Annotated in this window: 17 protein-coding genes and 1 pseudogene; 9 read left to right on the plus strand and 9 right to left on the minus strand. The window is 66.4% G+C overall.

Going from position 1 to position 19,390, the window contains the following annotated elements; translation table 11 throughout:
• A partial coding sequence (locus EOW65_RS18855; RefSeq protein WP_206364105.1) for a transposase occupies positions 1-174 on the minus strand: 174 nt, incomplete at its 3' end.
• A gap of 287 nt (positions 175-461) precedes the next feature.
• On the opposite strand from EOW65_RS18855, the pseudogene EOW65_RS20320 reads away from it, so the two are divergent.
• Positions 462-563: pseudogene (locus tag EOW65_RS20320) on the plus strand (IS481 family transposase); the annotation flags it as partial.
• Between the two features lie 30 nt (positions 564-593).
• Here the strand turns inward: EOW65_RS20320 and EOW65_RS18865 are convergent.
• Together EOW65_RS18865 and EOW65_RS18870 are read right to left on the minus strand one after the other, a co-directional pair.
• The gene (locus tag EOW65_RS18865) at positions 594-1,787 is read right to left on the minus strand and encodes an MFS transporter (RefSeq protein WP_240664796.1); all 1,194 of its coding nucleotides are present in this window, start codon (positions 1,785-1,787) and stop codon (positions 594-596) included.
• A 15-nt stretch (positions 1,788-1,802) separates the two neighbouring features.
• Positions 1,803-2,684: a sugar phosphate isomerase/epimerase family protein gene (locus EOW65_RS18870; RefSeq protein WP_128152087.1), complete on the minus strand. Its 882-nt coding sequence runs from the start codon at positions 2,682-2,684 to the stop codon at positions 1,803-1,805.
• A gap of 227 nt (positions 2,685-2,911) precedes the next feature.
• Here EOW65_RS18870 and EOW65_RS18875 point away from each other — a divergent pair, with 227 nt between their 5' ends.
• On the plus strand, positions 2,912-4,498 hold the full coding sequence (locus EOW65_RS18875; protein ID WP_128152089.1) for a GMC family oxidoreductase: 1,587 nt from the start codon (positions 2,912-2,914) through the stop codon (positions 4,496-4,498).
• 126 nt (positions 4,499-4,624) lie between these two features.
• On the plus strand, positions 4,625-5,512 hold the full coding sequence (locus tag EOW65_RS18880) for an alpha/beta hydrolase (RefSeq protein ID WP_128152091.1): 888 nt from the start codon (positions 4,625-4,627) through the stop codon (positions 5,510-5,512).
• Between the two features lie 72 nt (positions 5,513-5,584).
• On the opposite strand, the gene EOW65_RS18885 is transcribed toward EOW65_RS18880, so the two are convergent.
• Positions 5,585-7,819 carry a heavy metal translocating P-type ATPase gene (locus EOW65_RS18885; protein WP_128152093.1) on the minus strand — a complete coding sequence of 745 codons (2,235 nt, stop codon included), beginning with the start codon at positions 7,817-7,819 and terminating at the stop codon, positions 5,585-5,587.
• 90 nt (positions 7,820-7,909) lie between these two features.
• Here EOW65_RS18885 and EOW65_RS18890 point away from each other — a divergent pair, with 90 nt between their 5' ends.
• Positions 7,910-8,365 carry a MerR family transcriptional regulator gene (locus EOW65_RS18890; protein ID WP_128152095.1) on the plus strand — a complete coding sequence of 152 codons (456 nt, stop codon included), beginning with the start codon at positions 7,910-7,912 and terminating at the stop codon, positions 8,363-8,365.
• Positions 8,366-8,379: 14 nt separating this feature from the next.
• Here the strand turns inward: EOW65_RS18890 and EOW65_RS18895 are convergent, their stop codons facing one another.
• From EOW65_RS18895 to EOW65_RS18915, 5 genes are all read right to left on the minus strand, one after another.
• On the minus strand, positions 8,380-8,757 hold the full coding sequence (locus EOW65_RS18895) for a VOC family protein (protein WP_128152097.1): 378 nt from the start codon (positions 8,755-8,757) through the stop codon (positions 8,380-8,382).
• Entirely contained in the window at positions 8,747-9,763 is a 1,017-nt protein-coding gene (locus EOW65_RS18900) for a glycoside hydrolase family 3 N-terminal domain-containing protein (RefSeq protein WP_128152100.1), read from the minus strand. The genes EOW65_RS18895 and EOW65_RS18900 overlap by 11 nt, the downstream gene beginning before the upstream one ends.
• 29 nt (positions 9,764-9,792) lie before the next feature.
• Complete coding sequence (locus EOW65_RS18905) at positions 9,793-11,160, minus strand: aspartate ammonia-lyase (protein WP_128152102.1); 1,368 nt, start codon at positions 11,158-11,160, stop codon at positions 9,793-9,795.
• 20 nt (positions 11,161-11,180) lie between these two features.
• Positions 11,181-11,876, minus strand: a complete 696-nt coding sequence (locus EOW65_RS18910; RefSeq protein WP_128152104.1) for a hypothetical protein — start codon at positions 11,874-11,876, stop codon at positions 11,181-11,183.
• A gap of 123 nt (positions 11,877-11,999) precedes the next feature.
• Complete coding sequence (locus tag EOW65_RS18915) at positions 12,000-12,842, minus strand: helix-turn-helix domain-containing protein (RefSeq protein WP_128152112.1); 843 nt, start codon at positions 12,840-12,842, stop codon at positions 12,000-12,002.
• Between the two features lie 149 nt (positions 12,843-12,991).
• Here EOW65_RS18915 and EOW65_RS18920 point away from each other — a divergent pair, with 149 nt between their 5' ends.
• From EOW65_RS18920 to EOW65_RS18940, 5 genes are all read left to right on the plus strand, one after another.
• Entirely contained in the window at positions 12,992-14,794 is a 1,803-nt protein-coding gene (locus EOW65_RS18920) for a thiamine pyrophosphate-binding protein (protein WP_128152114.1), read from the plus strand.
• A gap of 108 nt (positions 14,795-14,902) precedes the next feature.
• On the plus strand, positions 14,903-16,210 hold the full coding sequence (gene hisD, locus EOW65_RS18925; protein WP_128152116.1) for a histidinol dehydrogenase: 1,308 nt from the start codon (positions 14,903-14,905) through the stop codon (positions 16,208-16,210).
• Between the two features lie 79 nt (positions 16,211-16,289).
• Positions 16,290-17,543: an ABC transporter substrate-binding protein gene (locus EOW65_RS18930; protein ID WP_128152118.1), complete on the plus strand. Its 1,254-nt coding sequence runs from the start codon at positions 16,290-16,292 to the stop codon at positions 17,541-17,543.
• 82 nt (positions 17,544-17,625) lie between these two features.
• Positions 17,626-18,522, plus strand: a complete 897-nt coding sequence (locus EOW65_RS18935) for a carbohydrate ABC transporter permease (RefSeq protein ID WP_128152120.1) — start codon at positions 17,626-17,628, stop codon at positions 18,520-18,522.
• Positions 18,512-19,390 carry a carbohydrate ABC transporter permease gene (locus EOW65_RS18940; RefSeq protein ID WP_128152122.1) on the plus strand — a complete coding sequence of 293 codons (879 nt, stop codon included), beginning with the start codon at positions 18,512-18,514 and terminating at the stop codon, positions 19,388-19,390. Before EOW65_RS18935 ends, EOW65_RS18940 begins: the two co-directional genes overlap by 11 nt.

Genomic DNA, 19,390 nt, shown 5'->3' on the forward strand with positions numbered 1-19,390 from the left:
GGTCTGAATGGCGCTGTCGGAGAAGGTCTCGGGGTGGCCGCGCTTGACGGCTCGCTCGGCCTGCCAAGACATTTCCGGATCGAACCAGACGGACAACGATCCTCGCCGCTTCAGCGAAGCGTTATAGTCGGACCAATTCGTCGTGCGGTAGCGGGTGTCGGCAGGCTCTGGCATGCCAACGATCTAACCATCAGGATTCTCAAGGTGAATCCCTCTCACTGATATGTGCAACAAGCCCGGTTGCCTGCCATGCTGGACGACTGCCGACAGTTGATGGCCGAATTTTCGTGAACCGGACTGTGCGTCAGGCTTCGGGAGCATAGCCCTCCCAGTCAAGAGGCTTTGCGCATGTCGAATGCCCCGCTTGACACCGCAATATGCCGGCGCATGGAGGCTGCGCAAAGATGAACCGTTCAGGGGTTACCGTAACCGCCTCCGGCAAACCCGGGGCGGTTCGGTGCCTGAACGGCTTCACACCCTACGAATACATCTGCAAGGCCTGGGCTTCAGAGCCGGACAGATGCATCGCCGATCCGATCCACCAGAGGCCGGGGCTGAACACCCGGCGCGGCTGTTCAACTTTCGCGCTCATCTCAGCTTTCTCCGCCTCCGGAGGGCGAGCCGGAAATGCGGCCAAAGAGCGCCACTGTCATCAGGCAAAGAAGCACGAGAGACAGGCTGATTTTCAGCGATGATGCCTCGGCGACGAAGCCGATCATTGCCGGACCGAGCAGGACGCCGGCGTAGCCCATCGAAAGCACCCGGGAAAGCGATCGGTTTCCATCATGCTCGCCAAGGCGGCCTGCGGCCGAAAACAGGATCGGAATGACATTCGCCATCGCCAGGCCGCACAAGGCGAGGGAACACAGCGCGATCGGCAGGCTGCCGAAGGCCAGGAAGCCCCCCAGGGAGAGGACGACGATCATCACGCAGATCCGGAACAGCCGCGTCGGACCGAGATGGCGGTTCGCGCGGTCGCCCAGAAGCCGGCCCAGAAGCATCGTTCCGGAGAACACGGCATATCCGGCGGCGCCCAGGCTTTCCGAGGTTCCCAGAACCCGCACGAGATAGACGGCCGCCCAGTCCATGATCGCGCCTTCCGCCATGAAGATCACGAAGGCCAGCACGCCCAGGGCGAGGGCTGCGCGCTGCCCCGATCGCGGCGCTCCCGCCCCCTCGGGTCGGATGTCCTGCGCCACGGGTTCGCATGGTCCTTTCAGCGTCTGACGGAAGGCTTCAAACGACAGAATGGCCAGCATCGCTCCGGTCAGCGCCATCATGCTGGCCGAGCCCAGGCCACGATGCGCGAGCGTCGAATAGGCCAGGGCGGCCGTCAGGGTTCCGGCGCTGAAAACGGCATGGAAGGACGACATGATCGGCCGGCCGGCCCTGCGTTCCACCGAGGCCGCCTGGCTGTTCATCGCGACATCCAGCGACCCGAAGCAGATCCCCGTGAGCATTGCGATGCACAGCGCTTCGGGCAGTCGTGTCACCAGACCCACGCCGGCGATGCCCAGCCCGAACAGGCCGGCCGCGACGATCGCCACGCGTTCGGCGCCGACACGGGTGATGATGCGGGGGGCGCTGGTCATTGCCGCGATCGCCCCCGTCGCAAAGGCGAGCAGCGTCATCCCCAGAGCGGCCTCGTCCAGGCTGGCCCGGCGGCCGAGCGCGGGAAGGTTCGCCCCCCAGGCTCCGACGCCGAGACCGCCGGCGAGAAAGCAGATCGACAGAACGATCCTCTGGTGAACCGAAGAACGCATGCTGGCCAATGTGAGGATCCCCATGAACCGCGATGATGATTACAGGACGAGTTTCTCCAGAAGCGCCTTGATCTCTGCGGCGACCCGGAAGCTGTCATCCTGATGCTGGCGGCGGCAGAACAGCTCGCCGCTCCACCAGCCGACATAGCCCGTCGCTTTCACCGCATCCACCCAGTCCTGCAGCGCGAGCACGCCGCTGCCCGTGGGCACATCGCGCAGCACCGCCTCGTCCGGCAGGCCGCCGTCATGGCGCAGGGAATCGCAGACGTGCACGCCATAGATCAGGCGGCTGTCGATGCGGGAAATGCGCTCAGGGGTGTCGCCCGAGACGTGGCAATGCCAGAAATCGACCACCATCTTGAGATTGTCCCGCGCGGCACGTCCGATCAGTTCGAGCTGATCGGAGACGGTGTTGAGCGGGCACCAGCCGAGCGCCTCGAGATACAGCACCAGCCCCTCTGCCGCCGCCATGTCCGCGAGTTTCGCCAGATTGCGCGCGGTGATGGCGAGCTGCTCGGCGCGGGGCAGCCCCAGCACGCCGGCATAGCCCTCGATCGGCCGGCCCTCTGCATGGGCCCGCGCGGCCGCGAGCGGGATCGGCCCGGTGATCAGCTGCACGCCGCGTGCCCCGGCGACCCGGGCGAGATGAAACAGCTCTTCGGCCTCGCGCATCAGAGCCGCCTCATTGGGCCCGTGGCGCTCGATGTCCATCAAAAACCCGGTGCCGGGCAGATAGAAGGGGCGCAGACGCTCCGCCAGATCGGCCTCGGTCCAGCCCGCCGCGAGAAAGGCGCGCATCTTCGCGGCGGAAATCTCGATGCCGTCATATCCCAGATCCCGCGCGATCTTCAGATCGATGGCCATCGGTGCGTCCTTGGCAATCAGCGAATGCAGAACGATCTGCTGGCGGGGGGCGGTCATCGACGTCTCCTCTCGGGGCGGGTGCCTTGGCATTGCATACAGTTTCGACCCCGGGCGACCGTCGCGCAATTGCGCAGCCTCGCGAAACATTGCGCGATGTGACGCAGTCTGCGCGCGGAGTTGCGTCATCGTCGCGCCGGTTGCGAAATTGTGCGCGAGAAAGCGGCAGGGCTTTATGAGTGGATCGCAGTGGCCCCGCCGCGGGGCCCGCCTGGCAGGGAGAGATCATGGACGGCGCGGATTTCGTCATCGTCGGCGGCGGTTCGACAGGCTGCGTCATGGCCGGTCGGCTGAGTGAGGATCCGGGGGCAGAGGTGCTGCTGCTGGAGGAGGGGCCGCGTGACCTGAACCCCTACATTCATATCCCTGGCGCCTATTACAAGACCGCGCAGGGGCCCTTGCTGAAGCGCTTCCCCTGGGAGCCCACCGATGCCCAGAACCGCGAGGAGCCGCCGACCATGGTGCAGGCCAGCGTTCTGGGCGGTGGCTCGTCGGTGAATGCGATGATCTACATCCGCGGCAATCCCGACGATTATGCAACCTGGGAAAGCCTGGGGGCCACTGGCTGGGGCTATGACGAGGTGCTGCCCTATTTCCGCAAGGCCGAGGACAACAACCGCTTTTGCAATGAGGTCCATGGCATCGGCGGGCCGCTCGGTGTGTCCGACATCGACCAGATCCATCCGCTGACCCGGGCCTGGCTGCAGGCGTGTCAGCAACAGGGCCTGCCGTTCAACCCGGATTTCAATTCCGGCACCCCGGCGGGATGCGGCCTCTATCAGATCACGGCGAAGAACGGGCGGCGCAGCAGTGCGGCCGTGGCCTATCTCAAGCCCGCGCGGAAGCGACGCAACCTGACGGTGAAGACCGGTGCGCGCGTGCTGCGGGTGCTGATCGAGAAGGGGCGCGCCGTGGGGGTCGAGTATGTGATCGGCGGCAAGACCCGCACCGTTCGCGCCCGGCGCGAGGTGATCCTGTCGGCGGGGGCGATCAACACGCCGCGGCTGATGATGCTTTCGGGCATCGGCCCCGAGGCCGAGCTGCGCCGGCACGGCATCGCCGTGCTGCATGACCTGCCGGGGGTCGGCCAGAACCTGCAGGATCACATCGAGATCTCGCTGATCTATCAGCTCAACGGGCCGCACAGCTATGACAAGTACAAGAAGCTGCACTGGAAGGCGCTGGCGGGGCTCGATTACCTGTTGTTCCGGGGCGGGCCGGCGGCGTCGAACCTGATCGAGGGCGGTGCCTTCTGGTGGGCCGACCGGGCGCAGAAGCAGCCCGACGTGCAGTATTTCATGGTGGTCGGTGCCGGCATCGAGGAGGGCGTCGAGGCGGTTCCCGGGGGCAATGGCTGCACCATCAATCTTGGCCAGATCCGCCCCCGCTCGCGCGGCGAGGTGCGGCTGACCAGCGCCGATCCGTCGGCCTTGCCGCGGGTGATCCCGAATTATTTCGGCGATCCCTACGATCTCGAGGCGATCACCGACGGGACGATGCTGGCGCTCGAGGTGATGGAGCAACCTGCGATCCGCCGCTATGTGGAACGCCGCCAGCTGCCCGGGGCAGGGGCCGTGACGCGCGAGCAGGTGCGTCACTTCTGCCAGACGACCGCCCATGCCGCGCTGCATCCCGCCGGCACCTGCCGCGCCGGAGCCGACGCGCTTTCGGTCGTCGATCCGCAGCTGCGGGTGCATGGCATCGAGGGGCTGCGCGTCGCCGATGCCTCGATCATGCCCACGCTGGTCTCGGGCAATCCGAACGCGGTCTGCATCATGATCGGCGAAAAGCTCTCGGACATGATCCGGGCCTGAGATCCCGCCCGTCCGCACGCCCCCTGCCGGGGGCGGAGGCCGGCCGGATGCCGCAGCCCAGCGGGCTGCGGCCCAGAACGGTGCGCAAACGCACCTTGCGATCCAACCAACGGAGGAGATCCCATCATGACCCCCCTGAAGACCGGCGTTGCCGCCGCAGCCTTCGCCGCCCTGGCCGCCTCGGGCGTGCTGGCAAGCGAGGCCCCGCTCTCGATCACGCATGGCGGAAAGACCATCGCCGGCATCCTGAACCTGCCCGATGGCGTCGAGACCCCGCCGGTCGTGCTGATGATGCACGGCTTTACCGGCAGCAAGAACGAATTTCCCATCGCCGGCACGGAAACCGGGCTGTTCACTTATGTCGCGGGCGAGCTGGCCAAAGCCGGCATCGCCTCGCTGCGCATCGACTTCACCGGTTCTGGCGAGAGCTCGGGCAAATGGGAGGATACCACCTTCTCCGGGCAGATCGCGGATGCCGTCGATGCCTTCGACTATCTGCAGACCTTGCCGACGGTCGACGGTGGGCGCATCGGCATTCTGGGCTACAGCCAGGGCGGGCTGGTCGGCGCGCATCTGGCCGCGGCGCGGCCCGAGGCGGATGCGGTGGTCCTGTGGGCGCCGGTGACCAATCCGATGGCGACCTATGCGAAGATCATGGGGGCGGACAAGGTCGCGGCCGGTCTGGCGGCGGGCAAGGACGAGCCGATCACCGCCGATCTGTCCTGGGGCGGGCGGACCACGCTGAAGGGCGCCTTCTTCCAGGAGCTGCCGCTGCTGTCGGCGGCCGGCGCCGTCGCCTCCTATCCCGGGCCGCTGCGGGTCATCGTCGGATCGCGGGAGACGATCGTGGCTCCGCAGCCGATCGCGGGCAACCAGCTGATGCGCTATCACACAGGCGTCGAGGACCTGACGGTGGTTGACACCGACCACGATTTCGGCGCCGAGACCTCGGCCGAGACGGTCGAGACGGAACTGGCGCCGAAGACTGTCGAGTGGTTCAGGGACAAGCTGTAACCGTTCGCCGCCGGCTCCCTCGCGCGTCAGGCTGCGTCAGGGGGCCGGCGGCGATGCCGTCGCGTGCGGGGCTCAGCCCTGTCGTGACGGGTCGAAGCGCAGCAGCCGCAGCGCGTTGATCGTGACAAGGACGGTCGCGCCGGTGTCGGCCATAATCGCGATCCAGAGCCCCGTCATTCCGAGGATCGAGGTCACCAGAAACACCGCCTTGAGGCCGAGCGCCAGCGCCACGTTCTGCCGGATGTTGCCCATCGTCACCCGCGCCAGCCGGATCAGGGCCGGGGCATCCGTCACCCGGTTGCGCAAGATCGCGGCATCCGCCGTTTCCAGCGCCACATCGGTGCCCGAGCCCATGGCAACGCCGACGCTCGCCTGTTTCAGCGCCGGCGCGTCGTTGATGCCGTCGCCGATCATCATCACCCCGCCCTGTGCGCCGAGGTCGCGGATGACCTCCAGCTTGTCCTCGGGCAGCATCTCGGCGCGGAACTCCATGCCGAGCTGCCCGGCGATGGCCGCCGCGGTGCGCGGGTTGTCGCCGGTCAGGATCAGCGGGGTGATCCCCAGCTGCCGCAGCTGGGCCATCGCCTCGGCGGCATCGTCGCGTGGTTCGTCGCGCAGCGCGATCAGCCCGAGCGGCCGCCGCTCGCGGAACACCGCAACCACGGTCTTGCCCTCGGATTCCAGCGCGGTGGCGCGGTTGATGTGCTCTGCCGCCAGGCCGGCGGTATCGGCCGCATGACGGGGCGACGCGACCCAGGCCTTCTCGTCGCCGACCTGGGCCTCGACGCCCTTTCCGGGCAGGGCGCGGGCCTGCGCGGCGGGCAGGGCAGTCACGCCGGCCTCGCTGGCCCGGCGCACGATTGCCTGCGCCAGCGGGTGCGACGAGCCGGTCTCGACCCCGGCCGCGACGGCGAGCAGGTCGTTTTCCGTCACCCCGGGTGCGGCGACGATGTCGGTCACCCGGGGGGTGCCATGGGTCAGCGTGCCGGTCTTGTCGAAGGCGATCCGGCTGACCTTGGCCGTCGCCTCGATCACCGCGCCGCCCTTCATCAGCAGGCCCTTGCGCGCCCCCGAGGACAGTGCGGAGGCGATCGAGGCGGGAACCGAGATCACCAGCGCGCAGGGACAGCCGATCAGCAGCAGCGCAAGACCGCGATAGATCCACGTGTCCCAATCCGCGCCGAGCGCCAGCGGCGGCACCACGATCACCAGAATGGCGGCGGCCACCACGGCGGGCATGTACCAGCGCGAGAAGCGGTCGATGAAGCGCTCGGTCGGGGCGCGGGCCTCCTCGGCTTCCTCGATCAGCCGGACGATCCGGCTGATCGTGTTGTCCGCGGCGGTTTTCGTCACCGCGATGCGCAGGACGGCCTCGGTGTTGATCGAGCCGGCGAAGACCGCCTCACCGGGGCCGCGCGTCACCGGCACGCTTTCGCCGGTGACCGGGCTTTCGTCGATGCCACTGGTGCCCTCGATGATTTCGCCGTCGGCCGGGATCCGGTCGCCGGGGCGGACAAGCACCGTCGCACCGATCGTCAGGCTCTCGGCGGGAACTTCGCGGGTCTGGCCATTTTCTTCCAGAAGGGCGGTTTTCGGCACCAGACTGGCGAGCGCGCGGATGCCGTCCCGCGCCTTGCCGGCGGCGACGCCCTCAAGCACCTCGCCCACGGCGAAGAGGAAGACGACCAGCGCCGCCTCCTCGGCCGCGCCGATGAAAAGAGCGCCGATCGCGGCGATCGTCATCAGGCTTTCGATGGTGAAGGGCTGCCTCATGCGCAGCGCTTCGAAGGCGCGTTTTGCGACCGGTGCAACGCCGATGGCACAGGCGAGAGCAAAGGCCCAGAAGCCATAGGCGGCACCGGTCACCATCTCCACGATCCAGGCGAGGCAGAGCAGGCCGCCGCTCAGCAAGACCAGACGGCCCTTGCCCATCTCGTACCATTTTCCGGCGCGATCTTCCGGCGCCTCATGGCTGTGTCCGCCATGGCTGTGTCCGGCATGATCGTGATTATGGCCGGCGTGGTCATGGTCGTGATCATGCCCGGTGCAATCCGGGCCATGGGCTGCCGGCAGCGCCCCCGCGGTGCTGCGCGTCGCGATCTGGTATCCGAGTTTCCGAATGGTTGCCTCGACCTGCGCCGGATCTCCGGTGCCGGGGGCGAGCTCCAGCGACAGCCGTTCGGTCATCAGGGCGACCGACACTCCGCTGACGCCCGGCAGCCGTTCCACAGCCTGGGTGACCTTGGCCGTGCAGGCGGCGCAATCCATCCCGCTCACGGTCCATTCGCGACGTGTTGTCGTACTCATTCGTGATCTCCCGCCCGGGTCGGCCGGGCTCTTGCTCTCATTGATTCGGAGTCTTAATCTCTCTAGCAACTAGAGGATCAAGGGGGTTTCATGCTGACCATCGGCAAGCTTGGTGCAGCCACCGGGGTGAAGGTGCCGACCATCCGCTATTACGAACAGATCGGCCTGCTGCCGGAGGCCGAGCGCAGCGGCGGGAACCAGCGCCTCTATGGTCCGCAGGCGCGGGAACGTCTGGCCTTCATCCGGCACGCCCGCGATCTCGGCTTCTCGCTGGAGGCGATCCGGGAGCTGTCGAGCCTCGCCGATCAGCCGTCGCGGCCCTGTGCCGCCGCGGACAGCATCGCGAAGCGGCAACTGCAGGCGGTGCGGCTCCGGATCGCGCGGCTTCAGGCGCTCGAGCAGGAGCTTCAGCGCATGGTGGTGCAATGCAGGCATGGCACCATCTCGGATTGCCGCGTGATAGAGGTTCTGGGCAATCACGCCCTGTGCGCGCATGACCACGCGCCCGAGCCAGAGGTCGGGTCATCGGACGCGCTGCCGCGCTGAGCGGTGGCTGCGGCCTAGAGGGTGAGTTCGATCGTCATCCCGCCGGGGCCGCGGATGACGGCTTCGAAATAGCCGTCGCCGGTGCGGCGGGGTCCGGACTCGAGCAGGCCGAGGCGGCGAAAAGCTTCGGCCTGTTCGCGCACTGCCGCCTCGCTGCCGAGGGACAGTGCGACATGGGCCCAGCCTTCGGTCTCATCGGCGGCTGGCGCGACCCAGGGGCCGGTCATCAGCTCGATCCGCGCACCCTGCGCAAGCGTCAGGAACACCGAGCGGAAACCGGGCCGGTTGCGGCTGGCATATTCCGCGGAGGCGGCCGCATCGAAATGGGTCTGCCAGAACGCGACGGCGCCGGGCAGGTCGCGGGTCCACAGGGCGACGTGTTCAATGCGCATCGGCCCCTCCCACGCGGGTCGCGAGCGCCCGCACGCGGTCGGCGGCCGCGGCGAGACGGGGCGCGGGCAGTTGGCCGGCGCGGACCGCCTGCACGATCCGGGCGCGGATTGCCGGCAGGTCGTTGGCGGCCGAGAGCAGCAGCAGGTCGGCCCCCGCGATCAGCGCCTCGACCGCGGCCGTGGCCACGTCGCGCGTGCCGCGCAGCGTGCCGGCCGCGTCGAGGTCGTCGCTGACCACAAGCCCGGTGAACCCCATCCCGCGCAGCGCCGCGATCGTCGGCGCCGAAAGCGAGGAGGGCATCCGCGGATCCATGCCGGGCACCAGCGCCGGGCCGGTCATCACCGCGCGCACGCCCGCCGCGATCGCGGCCCGGAACGGGATCATCCCCGGCATCAGGGCGGCAGCATCACCCCGCACCGTCGCGATCTCGACCGCCGGGTCGCCGTCGATGTCGTGATGGCCCGGGAAGTGCTTGGCGGTGGCGACGACGCCCGCCGCCTCCACGCCGCAGATGAAGGCGGCGCCGATCCGCGCCACCTGCTCCCCATCCGGTCCCAGACTGCGCCCCCGAAGCCAGGGGTTGGTGCCGGTCACCAGATCGAGCACCGGCGACAGGAGCATGGTAATGCCCATCGCACGGGCGGCGCGTGCCATCGCAAAAGCGGCCGCGCGGATCTCCTCCGAGGGCATCGTGAGGAGCGTGTCGGCACCGGGCAGCCCGGGCACCAGCCCGTGCAGCCGCTGGATGCCTGCGGGTTCCTGATCCAGCGCGATCAGGCCGGGGCCGACGAGCCGCCCGATCCGCTCCGTGAGCGCGCGCAGATCTGCCGCGGTCTCGCCGGCGCGGCGGGCAGGCGACATCTCGCGGGCAAGGTATTCCGCGCGCGTTTCGCCGATCAGCAGCGCCCGCCCGCCCTCGGAGAGAAAGCGGGTCAGCGGATCGGTCAGGACCAGATCGTCGATCGCGGGCAGCAGCACGGCAAAGGCGTCGTCTTCAGGTCTCATCGGGTGTCCTCGTTCCGGGCGGGGAGGGGTCAGTCTGTCGTCTCGATCGGGCCAAGTCCATGCGTGCGCAGCAGCGTGACCAGATCCTCGCCCTGCGCGACGGCCGCGGCGATATCGGTGGCGGCATCTGGCCCGAGCAGCGGAACCAGCCCCGCGGTCAGTGTGCTCTGCGCCGAAAGGTTGGCGCTGCAGGTTTCGGGAACGGCGCGGATGTCCTTCACACAGCGCTCGGCAAAGATCCGCGATGCATTCTCGGTCATCGCCAGGCTTGTCAGCAGCCCCTGCGCCATCAGTGGCTCGAAGGCGTTGCGTTGCAGCTGGCCGGCCTCGGCTGCCATGCCGACGGCAACATCGGCCCCGGCGACATGAAGTGCGACCTGCGTCACCATCTCGGGGATGACGGGGTTCACCTTGCCCCGGACCAGGGGCGAGCCGGACTGGACGGCGGGCAGGGCGATCTCGCCGAAGCCTCCGCGCGGTCCGCTGGACAGCAGGCGCAGGTCATTGGCGATCTTCGACAGGGTGATCGAGATCCCCCGCAGCAGGCCCGAGAACTGCACCAGACCGGCGCTGTTCCATGCCGCGCAGACGAGATCCTCGTTGCGGCGCAGCGGCAGCTCGGTCAGACGCTGCAACTCGGTGATCACCGCTTCGGCGAAATCAGGTTGTGCGGCAAGGCCGGTGCCGACCATGGTCCCGCCGAGGTTCAGCCCGGCCAGCCCCTGGGACGCCGGCCAGATCCGTGCCGCATCCTGACGCAACGCGGTGGCGAAGGCCCTGAACTCCTCGCCAAGGGTCATCGGTACCGCATCTTGCAAATGCGTCCGCCCGAGCTTGAGAATGTTCCCGAATTCCTTCGCCTTGTCCTGGAAGGCGTCGGCAAGCCCGAGAAGCGCCCGCTCCAGTGCCGGCGCGCCCTGCATCAGCGCGATGCGCAGCGCCGTTGAGTGGACATCGGTCGTCGACTGCGACAGGTTGACGTCGCGGATCGGGTGCAGGTGCTCATACTGGCCGCAGGGGTGCCCCATCAGCTCGAGCCCGCGATTGGCAATCACCTCGTTCAGGTTCATGTGTCCCGAGGTGCCGCCGCCGCCCTGGAACACGTCCACGATGAAGTGGTTGGCGTGCTGTCCCGCCATCACCTCGTCGCAGACCCTGCTGATCACCTCGGCCTTGCGGGCCGGGAGCTTTCCCAGCCGATAGTTGGCCGCCGCCGCCGCCTTCTTGGTCAGCGCCATGGCGCGGATCAGCGGTGTCAGGGTTCCGATCCGCATGCCCGACACCGGAAAGTTTTCCGCCGCGCGCAGCGTGTGGATGCCATAAAGGGCGTCGCCGGGCAGCTTGCGGCTGCCCAGCTCGTCGGTTTCCGTCCGTGTCCATGCGGCTGCGGGTCTCATCATGCGCTCCCCGAGCCGGATCAGGCCTTGGGATGCAGTTCGATCGCCAGCCAGACCGAGTCGGTATCCGCGTAGTAGCGATGCCACGGATAGGTCCACTGGTTCGGGCCGGTCACCCGGCAGAACGGGTCATGCGAATAGCTGATCGGCATGAGCACGTCCTCGTACAGGGTCGCCGCGTCGCGCTCGGTGAATTTCTGCATCCGGCCGGTGCCATGGATCTGCGTATGCACTTCGAGGAAGGGGTGCTCGTTGTGGATGAAGCAGTCGGTGTCGCCGGGCGACCACCACAGGTTCACCTTCAGCTCGAACTCCTGCGGCGCTTCGGGCAGGCGGCGTTCGTTGGTGAAGACGCGGGGGTCGGTCGTCACCGTGCCGACGCTGTCCTGCGCCGAGATGAACAACGGCGTGTCGCGCGGGAAGCTCTTGATCCGGTTGCCGAGCCAGTCCCAGCCGCGGAACATGCAGCCGCCGAGATTGGTTGGTTTCAGCACCTTGAGGATCGCCGCGCGCTCGCCCGAGCGGATCGTGCCGCCGCGCAGCCAGGTCGATTTCCAGGCCGGCACGATGGCGGGGTGATCGGTGCCGGTGATCAGCGGCTCGGGCGACAGGTTGACCACGACGGCATCCTCGACGTGGTAGTCGCGCGGGCTCTCGATCAGCTGCGCCTGAATGAAGTCGTCCGCGAAGGCGAGATCTCGGATCTGGTTGTCCATGACGGTTCCTTGAAAGCTATTCGGATTTGTCTCAGGACAGCACGGAACGCGGCAGCAAACCATTGCGCGATCCGTGCAAAACTGACGCAAGGTGACGCTGTTTTTCGCGCGAGTCGCGTCGGATCAGGCCGGTTTGATCATGTCCGGTGCTTCGCCCAGGTAGTCGCGGGCTTCGCGCGGGATTGACGGATCGTTCATGTCGAGCGTCGTCGTCGCCTGCAGCTCGGCCCGGCTCAGGAGTCCGGGGCGCCGGTAATGCAACACGGCGCGGGTTGCGAAGGGCTGGCGGAACATGGTCGCGGCGACGCCGCTGACGATGCCGAACATGAAGCGTTTGGCGCTGCGCTGCACCGAGGAGAAGATGCCGAAGGTGAACTCGTTGCGCTGCACCGTCTCGAAATCGATGGTGAAGACACGGTCCTCCACCGGGAAGGTGAAGCCGTGGTACTTGAAGATGTATTCGATGCGCGACGGGTCGTCATAGCTTGGAAAGCGTTCGACGTAGTAGTGGTTCAGGAAATCCCCGCTCTGGAAGATGCAGAAGGCCGAGCGCAGGATCTTGCGCGAATAGATCGAGGAATACTGATAGCGATCGTAGCAGCCGACGAACTCCCCCATGTCGATCTTGCTGGCGACGGCCACGGTGTCGAGGAAGCGCACGACCTGCGGCGCCCGGCGCAGGTGGTCGAGAACATCGAAGAAATTACCGTCGACCAGGGCGCGGAAATGCTCGTGCTCGGAAAACAGCACTTCGGGGCCGAGGCCGAAGTAATTGGCGATGACCCGCGTATTGCCCGAAGAGGGCATGTGGCGGCCGGACAGGTACTTGTTGAACTGTTGGCGGTTGATGCCCAGCTTGCGGCAGATCTGCGAGATCGAGCCCTGCCGGTCGCACAGCAGGCGCAGGTTCAGGGCGAAATTCGCCATGCGATCCTCGGGGGCGCGCGCCAGGTCGGTCGGGGTCATCTGAACATCCTTCGCAGTATGTGCGTCAGTTTGCGCCATGAATCGCATGGATGCGAAATTGCGACAAATTCGTCAAGCCCGCAGCATCGGCTCCAGTCATTGCAGACGTGCACCGCCTTGCGACGGTGCCGCGAACAACGGGGAAGCAGATGAAACTGACCGGTGGACAAGTCGTAGCGCGTGCGCTCAAGGAATACGGGGTCGAATATGTGGCGGGGGTTCCCGGCCACGGCATCTGGTCGCTGTTCGACGCATTCCTGCAGGAAGGGTCCGAAATTCCCTTCATCCAGGTGATGCACGAACAAAGCGCCGTGCACATGGCCGATGGCTATTACCGCGCCTGCGGCAAGCCGATGGCCTGTTCGACCTCGGTCGGCCCCGGTGCGACCAACACCATCATCGGCCTCGCGACCGCCTATACCGACTCGACCTCGCTCTTCTATGTCTCGGGCTCGCCGCAGACCTACATGCAGGGTCACGGCACCATGCAGGAGATCGAGCGCCAGCAGGACAACGCCTTCCCGCGGATCACCGAGCAGGTGACGAAGCGCGCCTGGCAGGCCCATTCGGTCAAGACCCTGCCGACGATCATGCACCGCGCTTTCAGCGAGATGCTGACCGGCCGCCCGGGCCCGGTTCATGTCGAAGTGCCGATGGATGTGCAGGTCGAAGCCGACGAGGTCACCATCCATCCGCTGGACAAGCGCCTGCCGACCGGCATCTCCTATCCGGACCCGAAGGCGATCGCAGCGGCGGCCAAGGTGCTGCTCTCGGCCCGCCGTCCGGTCATCGTCGCCGGTGGCGGCGCGATTTCCGCCAATGCTTCGGCCGAGCTCACCGCGCTCGCCGAGAAGCTGGGCGCCGCCGTGTCGATCACCTGGAACGGCAAGGGCGCGATCTCCGAAGACAACGCGCTTTTCATCGGCGCTGTCGGTCAGACCGGCACCACCTGCGGCAACAAGATCACCGCTTCGGCCGATGTGGTCATCTCGGTGGGCTGCCGCTTCACCGACTGGTCGGCCTCGTCCTATGCCAAGGGCGTGTCCTTCAGCTTCCCGCCCGGCCGTCTGATCCACATCGACCTCGACCCGCGCGAGATCGGCAAGACCTATCCGACCGAGGTGGGCATCGTGGCCGACGCGAAAATCGCGCTGGCGCAGCTGCTTGACGCGATCAGCGATGACGAGGCCGCCATGCTGCGCGAGGGCAATGCCGCGTTTGCCGCGGACGTGGAGCAGGCCAAGGCCGACTGGCGCGCTCAGGTCGAACCGCGCGAGACCAGCCGCGAGACCCCCTTCACCTCGCAGCGCCCGCTGGTCGCCCTGCGCAAGGTGCTGCCGCGGGATGGCATCGTGGTTGTCGGCTCGGGCAACACGCAGGGCTCGGTCAAGCAGAGCTTCACCATCTACGAGCCGCGCACTCACCTGACCTCGGGCTCCTACTCGCCGATGGGCTGGGCGGTTCCGGCCGCGATGGGCGCCAAGCTGGCCTGCCCGGAGAAGAAAGTCGTGGCGATCGTCGGCGACGGCGACTTCATGATGTCGCTGCCGGAAATGGGCACGGCGGTGATGAACGGCATCAACGTGGTGTTCCTGGTGCTGAACAACCAGGGCTACATGTCGATCCGCGGCGGCCAGCGCAAGTTCATGGGCCGTCACATCGCGTCGGAATTCAACCACCACGCCGGCAGCGGCGAGCCCTATTCGGCCGACATCGCCGCCAGCGCCCGGGCCTTCGGGCTGAAAGCCTGGAAGGTCGAGAAGGACGAAGATCTGGAATCCAGCCTCGAGGCCGCGCTCAACACCGACGGTCCGACCCTGGTCGAGGTCATCGTGTCGCGCGATGCCGCCGGTCCCTTCGCGACCGGCTGGTGGGACTTCCCCTCGCCGGCCTATTACGAAAAGGAACAGGCCGCCTACGCCGAGATGCGGGCGAAAGAGCAGATGCTCTGAGCGCCGGCCGGTCGGGACGGCGCGTGCCGTCCTGACCATCCTCCCCCCCCTTCCTATCCGAAATCAGAACGGGTGGCCGCAGGGCTGCACCCCAGAGGTAGATTTGCCATGATCCGGCACGTAAAGACCGCGCGTCTCACCCAAGGCGACCAGACGGATCCCGCCGTCACCGAAACCGTCCGTGGCCTGCTGGCGCAGGTGGCGGAGGGCGGCGACAAGGCCGTCCGCGAGCTCAGCATCCGGTTCGATGGCCTCGACCGCGACAGCTATCGTCTGACCGAGGCAGAGATTGCCGCCTGCGTCGACGGTCTGACGAAACAGGAACGTCACGATCTCGACTTCGCGCAGACCCAGATCCGCAATTTTGCCCAGGCCCAGCGTGACACGCTGCTGGACCTCGAGGTGGAGACGCTGCCGGGCGTGGTTCTTGGCCACCGGCATGTGCCGATCCAGAACGTCGGCTGCTATGTGCCGGGCGGGAAGTATCCGCTGCTGGCTTCGGCCCACATGACCGTGCTGACCGCGAAGGTCGCGGGCTGCGAGCGCGTCATCACCTGCGCACCGCCCTTCAAGGGGCAGATCGCCGACAAGATCGTCGCGGCTCAGGCCTTGGCCGGCGCCGACGAGATTTATTGCCTCGGCGGGGTGCAGGCGATCGCGGCGATGGGCAACGGCACCGAAACGATCCGTCCGGTCGACATGCTGGCCGGGCCGGGCAACGCCTATGTCGCCGAAGCCAAGCGGCTGCTGTTCGGCAAGGTCGGCATCGACCTGTTCGCTGGTCCGACCGAAACGCTGGTGATCGCCGACGAGACCGTCGATGGCGAGATCTGCGCCACCGACCTGCTGGGACAGGCCGAGCACGGCCCGAACTCGCCCGCGGTGATGATCACCAACTCCGAAAAGCTGGCGAAGGACACGCTGGCGCAGGTCGAGCGCCTGCTCGAGATCCTGCCGACCGCCGCGATCGCGCGCAAGGCCTGGGAGGACTTCGGCGAGATCATCGTCTGCGACACGCTCGAGGAGATGGTGGCCGAGGCCGACCGCGTCGCCTCGGAGCACGTGCAGGTGATGACCGCGGATCCGGACTATTTCCTGAACCACATGACCAACTATGGCGCGCTGTTCCTTGGCGAACGTACCAACGTCGCATTCGGCGACAAGGTGATCGGCACCAACCACACGCTGCCCACGCTGAAGGCGGCGCGCTATACTGGTGGCCTGTGGGTCGGAAAGTTCCTCAAGACCTGCACCTATCAGCGTGTTCTGACGGACGAGGCTTCGGCGATGATCGGCGCCTATGCCTCGCGGCTGTGCCACATGGAAGGCTTCGTGGGGCACGCCGAACAGGCCAATATCCGCGTGCGCCGCTATGGCAAACGCAACGTCCCCTATGGCGCCTCGGTCGAGGCCTGACGCCATTCGGCCCGAGACGAGCGGAACGCCACCGGGCCCTTCCTTTTTCAAGCACCACAACTCACCCAGGGAGAAGACTATGAAAACCATTCGCTCCGCCATGATCGCCAGCGCGCTGGCCATGGCCGTCGCCATGCCGGCCCGTGCCGAGACCAAGATCGAGGTCCTGCACCACTGGGTCTCGGAAAGCGAGGTTGCCGCACTGAACACCATCCGCACGGCGCTGGCCGCCAAGGGCTATGGCTGGCAGGACAGCGCGGTCGGTGGCATGTCCGGCGGCAACATGCAGCAGGCGCTGCGCTCGCGGCTGGCGGCGGGCAACCCGCCCGGCGCGATGCAGTTCCTGGGCTGGGAAGGCATCGACTGGTCGAACGAGGGCGTGATGCGCGACCTCAACGATCTCGACAAGGCCAACAACTGGGAAGCGACCATCGCGCCGCAGGTTCTGCCCTTCGTCAAGAACGGTGACAACCTGATCGCCGTTCCGATCAACATGCACCGGCAGAACTGGGTGTGGGCCAACAAGGCCGCGTTCGACAAGGCCGGCATCCAGCAGCCCAAGACCTGGGCCGAACTGATCGCCGACGGCGAAAAGCTCCGGGCGGCCGGGATCATCCCGCTCGCGATGGGCGACGAGCCGTGGCAGATCCAGGTGATCTTCGATGCGCTGGTCTCCGACGTCGGCGGGCCGGACTTCTACAAGAGGGCGATGATCGATCTGGACGACGACGCGCTGTCCTCCGACACCATGAAGCAGGTCTTCGACACGCTGCGCCAGGTGCGCGGGCTGGTCGACGACGGCTTCAACGGCCGCGACTGGGCCGTGGCCACCGGCATGGTCATCAACGGCGAAGCGGCGATGCAGGTGATGGGCGACTGGGCGAAGGGCGAGTTCCTGGCCAAGGGTCTGAAACCCGGCAAGGATTTCATGTGCTTCGCGACGCCGTCCGAAACCCCCTCCTTCCAGTTCATCATCGACAGCTTCGGCATGTTCAAGGTCAAGGATGCCGAGGTGACCAAGGCTCAGGATGCGCTGGCCGAGGTGGTGATGGATCCGAAGGTCCAGCATGACTTCAACATCATCAAGGGCTCGATCCCGGCCCGCACCGACCTGTCCGTCGACGACTTCGACGATTGCGCCAAGCTCGGCTTCCAGGAGCGGGCCGAGGCGATCCAGAACGGCGCGATGCTGGGCGCGGCCACGCATGGCTTTGCCGCGCAACCCCAGTTTTCGGCCGTGTTCGGCGACGTCGCCGCGCAGTTCTTCGTGAACGACATGTCGTCCGAAGACGCGGTGAAGATGCTGGTCGACGGGATCAACAACGCCCGTTGACCCCGTTCCGAGTGGTCGCGTCAGTCTGGCGGTCACGCCGGGCTGACGCAGATCATTTTCCCCTTTTCTGGCGAGGATCCTCATGACCCGAAAGAAACCCATTTCCGACCGGGTGGCGGATTGGCTGCCGCGCCTGGTGATGGCGCCAAGCCTGCTCGTCATCCTGGTCGGCGTCTATCTGTTCATCGCCTGGACCGGCTGGATCTCCGTCTCCTCGTCCAGGATGGTGCCCAGCTACGATTTCGTCGGCCTCGAGCAATATTACCGTCTTTGGGCGACGCCGCGCTGGCATATCGCTGTCGTGAACCTGTTCATCTTCTCGTCGCTGTTCCTGCTCGTGACCATGGGCGTCGGGCTGGTCATGGCGATCCTGCTCGATCAGAATATCCGGGCCGAGGGAGCGCTGCGCGCCGTCTATCTCTATCCGATGGCGCTGTCCTTCATCGTCACCGGGACCGCGTGGAAATGGATCCTGAACCCCGATCTGGGGGTGCAGAAGGTCGTGAACAGCCTTGGCTGGGAGGGGTTCGTCTTCAACTGGATCACCCAGCCCACCTTCGCCATCTATACGATCGTGATCGCAGCCGTCTGGCAGTCTTCGGGCTTTGCCATGGCAATCTTCCTTGCCGGGCTGCGCGGGATCGACAATTCGGTGATTAAGGCCGCGCAGATCGAAGGCGCGACGCTGCCGCGGATCTACGCCAGCATCATCGTGCCGATGCTGCGTCCTGCCTTCCTGTCGGTGATCGTGCTGCTGAGCTATATCGCGATCAAGAACTTCGATCTGGTTCTGGCGATGACCAACGGCGGGCCGGGCAACGCCACCGAGGTGCCCTCGACCTTCATGTTCCAGGCCACGTTCCGTCGCAACCAGATGGGGGTCGGCGCAGCCTCGGCGATGATGATGCTGATGACCGTCGCCGCGATCATCATTCCCTACCTCTATTCCGAGCTGAAGGAGAGCCGCAATGGTCACTGAACACGGCTCTGCCGCGCGGGCGCGCCGCATCGGACGCCTGGTGATCTACGGCAGCCTGATCGCGCTTGCGGCATTCTACCTGATGCCGCTCTGGGTGATGATCACCACCTCGCTGAAATCCCTCGACGAGATTTATGGCGGCTCGTTCATCGGCCTGCCGCGGTCGGTCACCTTCGAGGCCTGGAGCAAGGCCTGGAGCCAGGCCTGCATCGGCACCTCCTGCACCGGTCTGAAACCCTATTTCGTCAACTCGCTGATGATGGTGATCCCGGCGGTTCTGCTGTCGACCGGCATCGGCGCGCTGAACGGCTATGTGCTGACGAAATGGCGTTTCAAGGGCTCCAACCTGGTCTTCGGGCTGATCCTGTTCGGCTGCTTCCTGCCGTTCCAGGCGGTTCTGCTGCCGATGGCGCAGGTGCTGGGCAAGCTGCGCCTGTCGGGGACGATCCCGGGGCTCGTGCTGGTGCATACGGTCTATGGCATCTGCTTCACGACGCTGTTCTTCCGCAACTACTTCGTGACCATTCCCGACGAGCTGACCAGAGCCGCGCAGATCGACGGGGCGGGCTTCTTCCGCATCTTCTTCTCGATCATGGTGCCGGCGGCGCTGCCGATCATGGTCGTGTCCTGCATCTGGCAGTTCACCCAGATCTGGAACGACTTCCTGTTCGGCGTGTCCTTCACCGCCGGGGACTCCTCGCCGATCACGGTGGCGCTGAACAACATCGTCAACGTCACCATGGGGCGCAAACAATACAACGTCGACATGGCCGCCGCCATGATCGCCGCTCTTCCCACCCTTGTCGTCTATGTCGTCGCGGGCCGCTATTTCGTCCGTGGGCTGACCGCCGGCGCAGTGAAAGGCTGA

This window comes from Paenirhodobacter ferrireducens (genome assembly GCF_004022265.1).
GTDB lineage: Bacteria > Pseudomonadota > Alphaproteobacteria > Rhodobacterales > Rhodobacteraceae > Rhodobacter > Rhodobacter ferrireducens.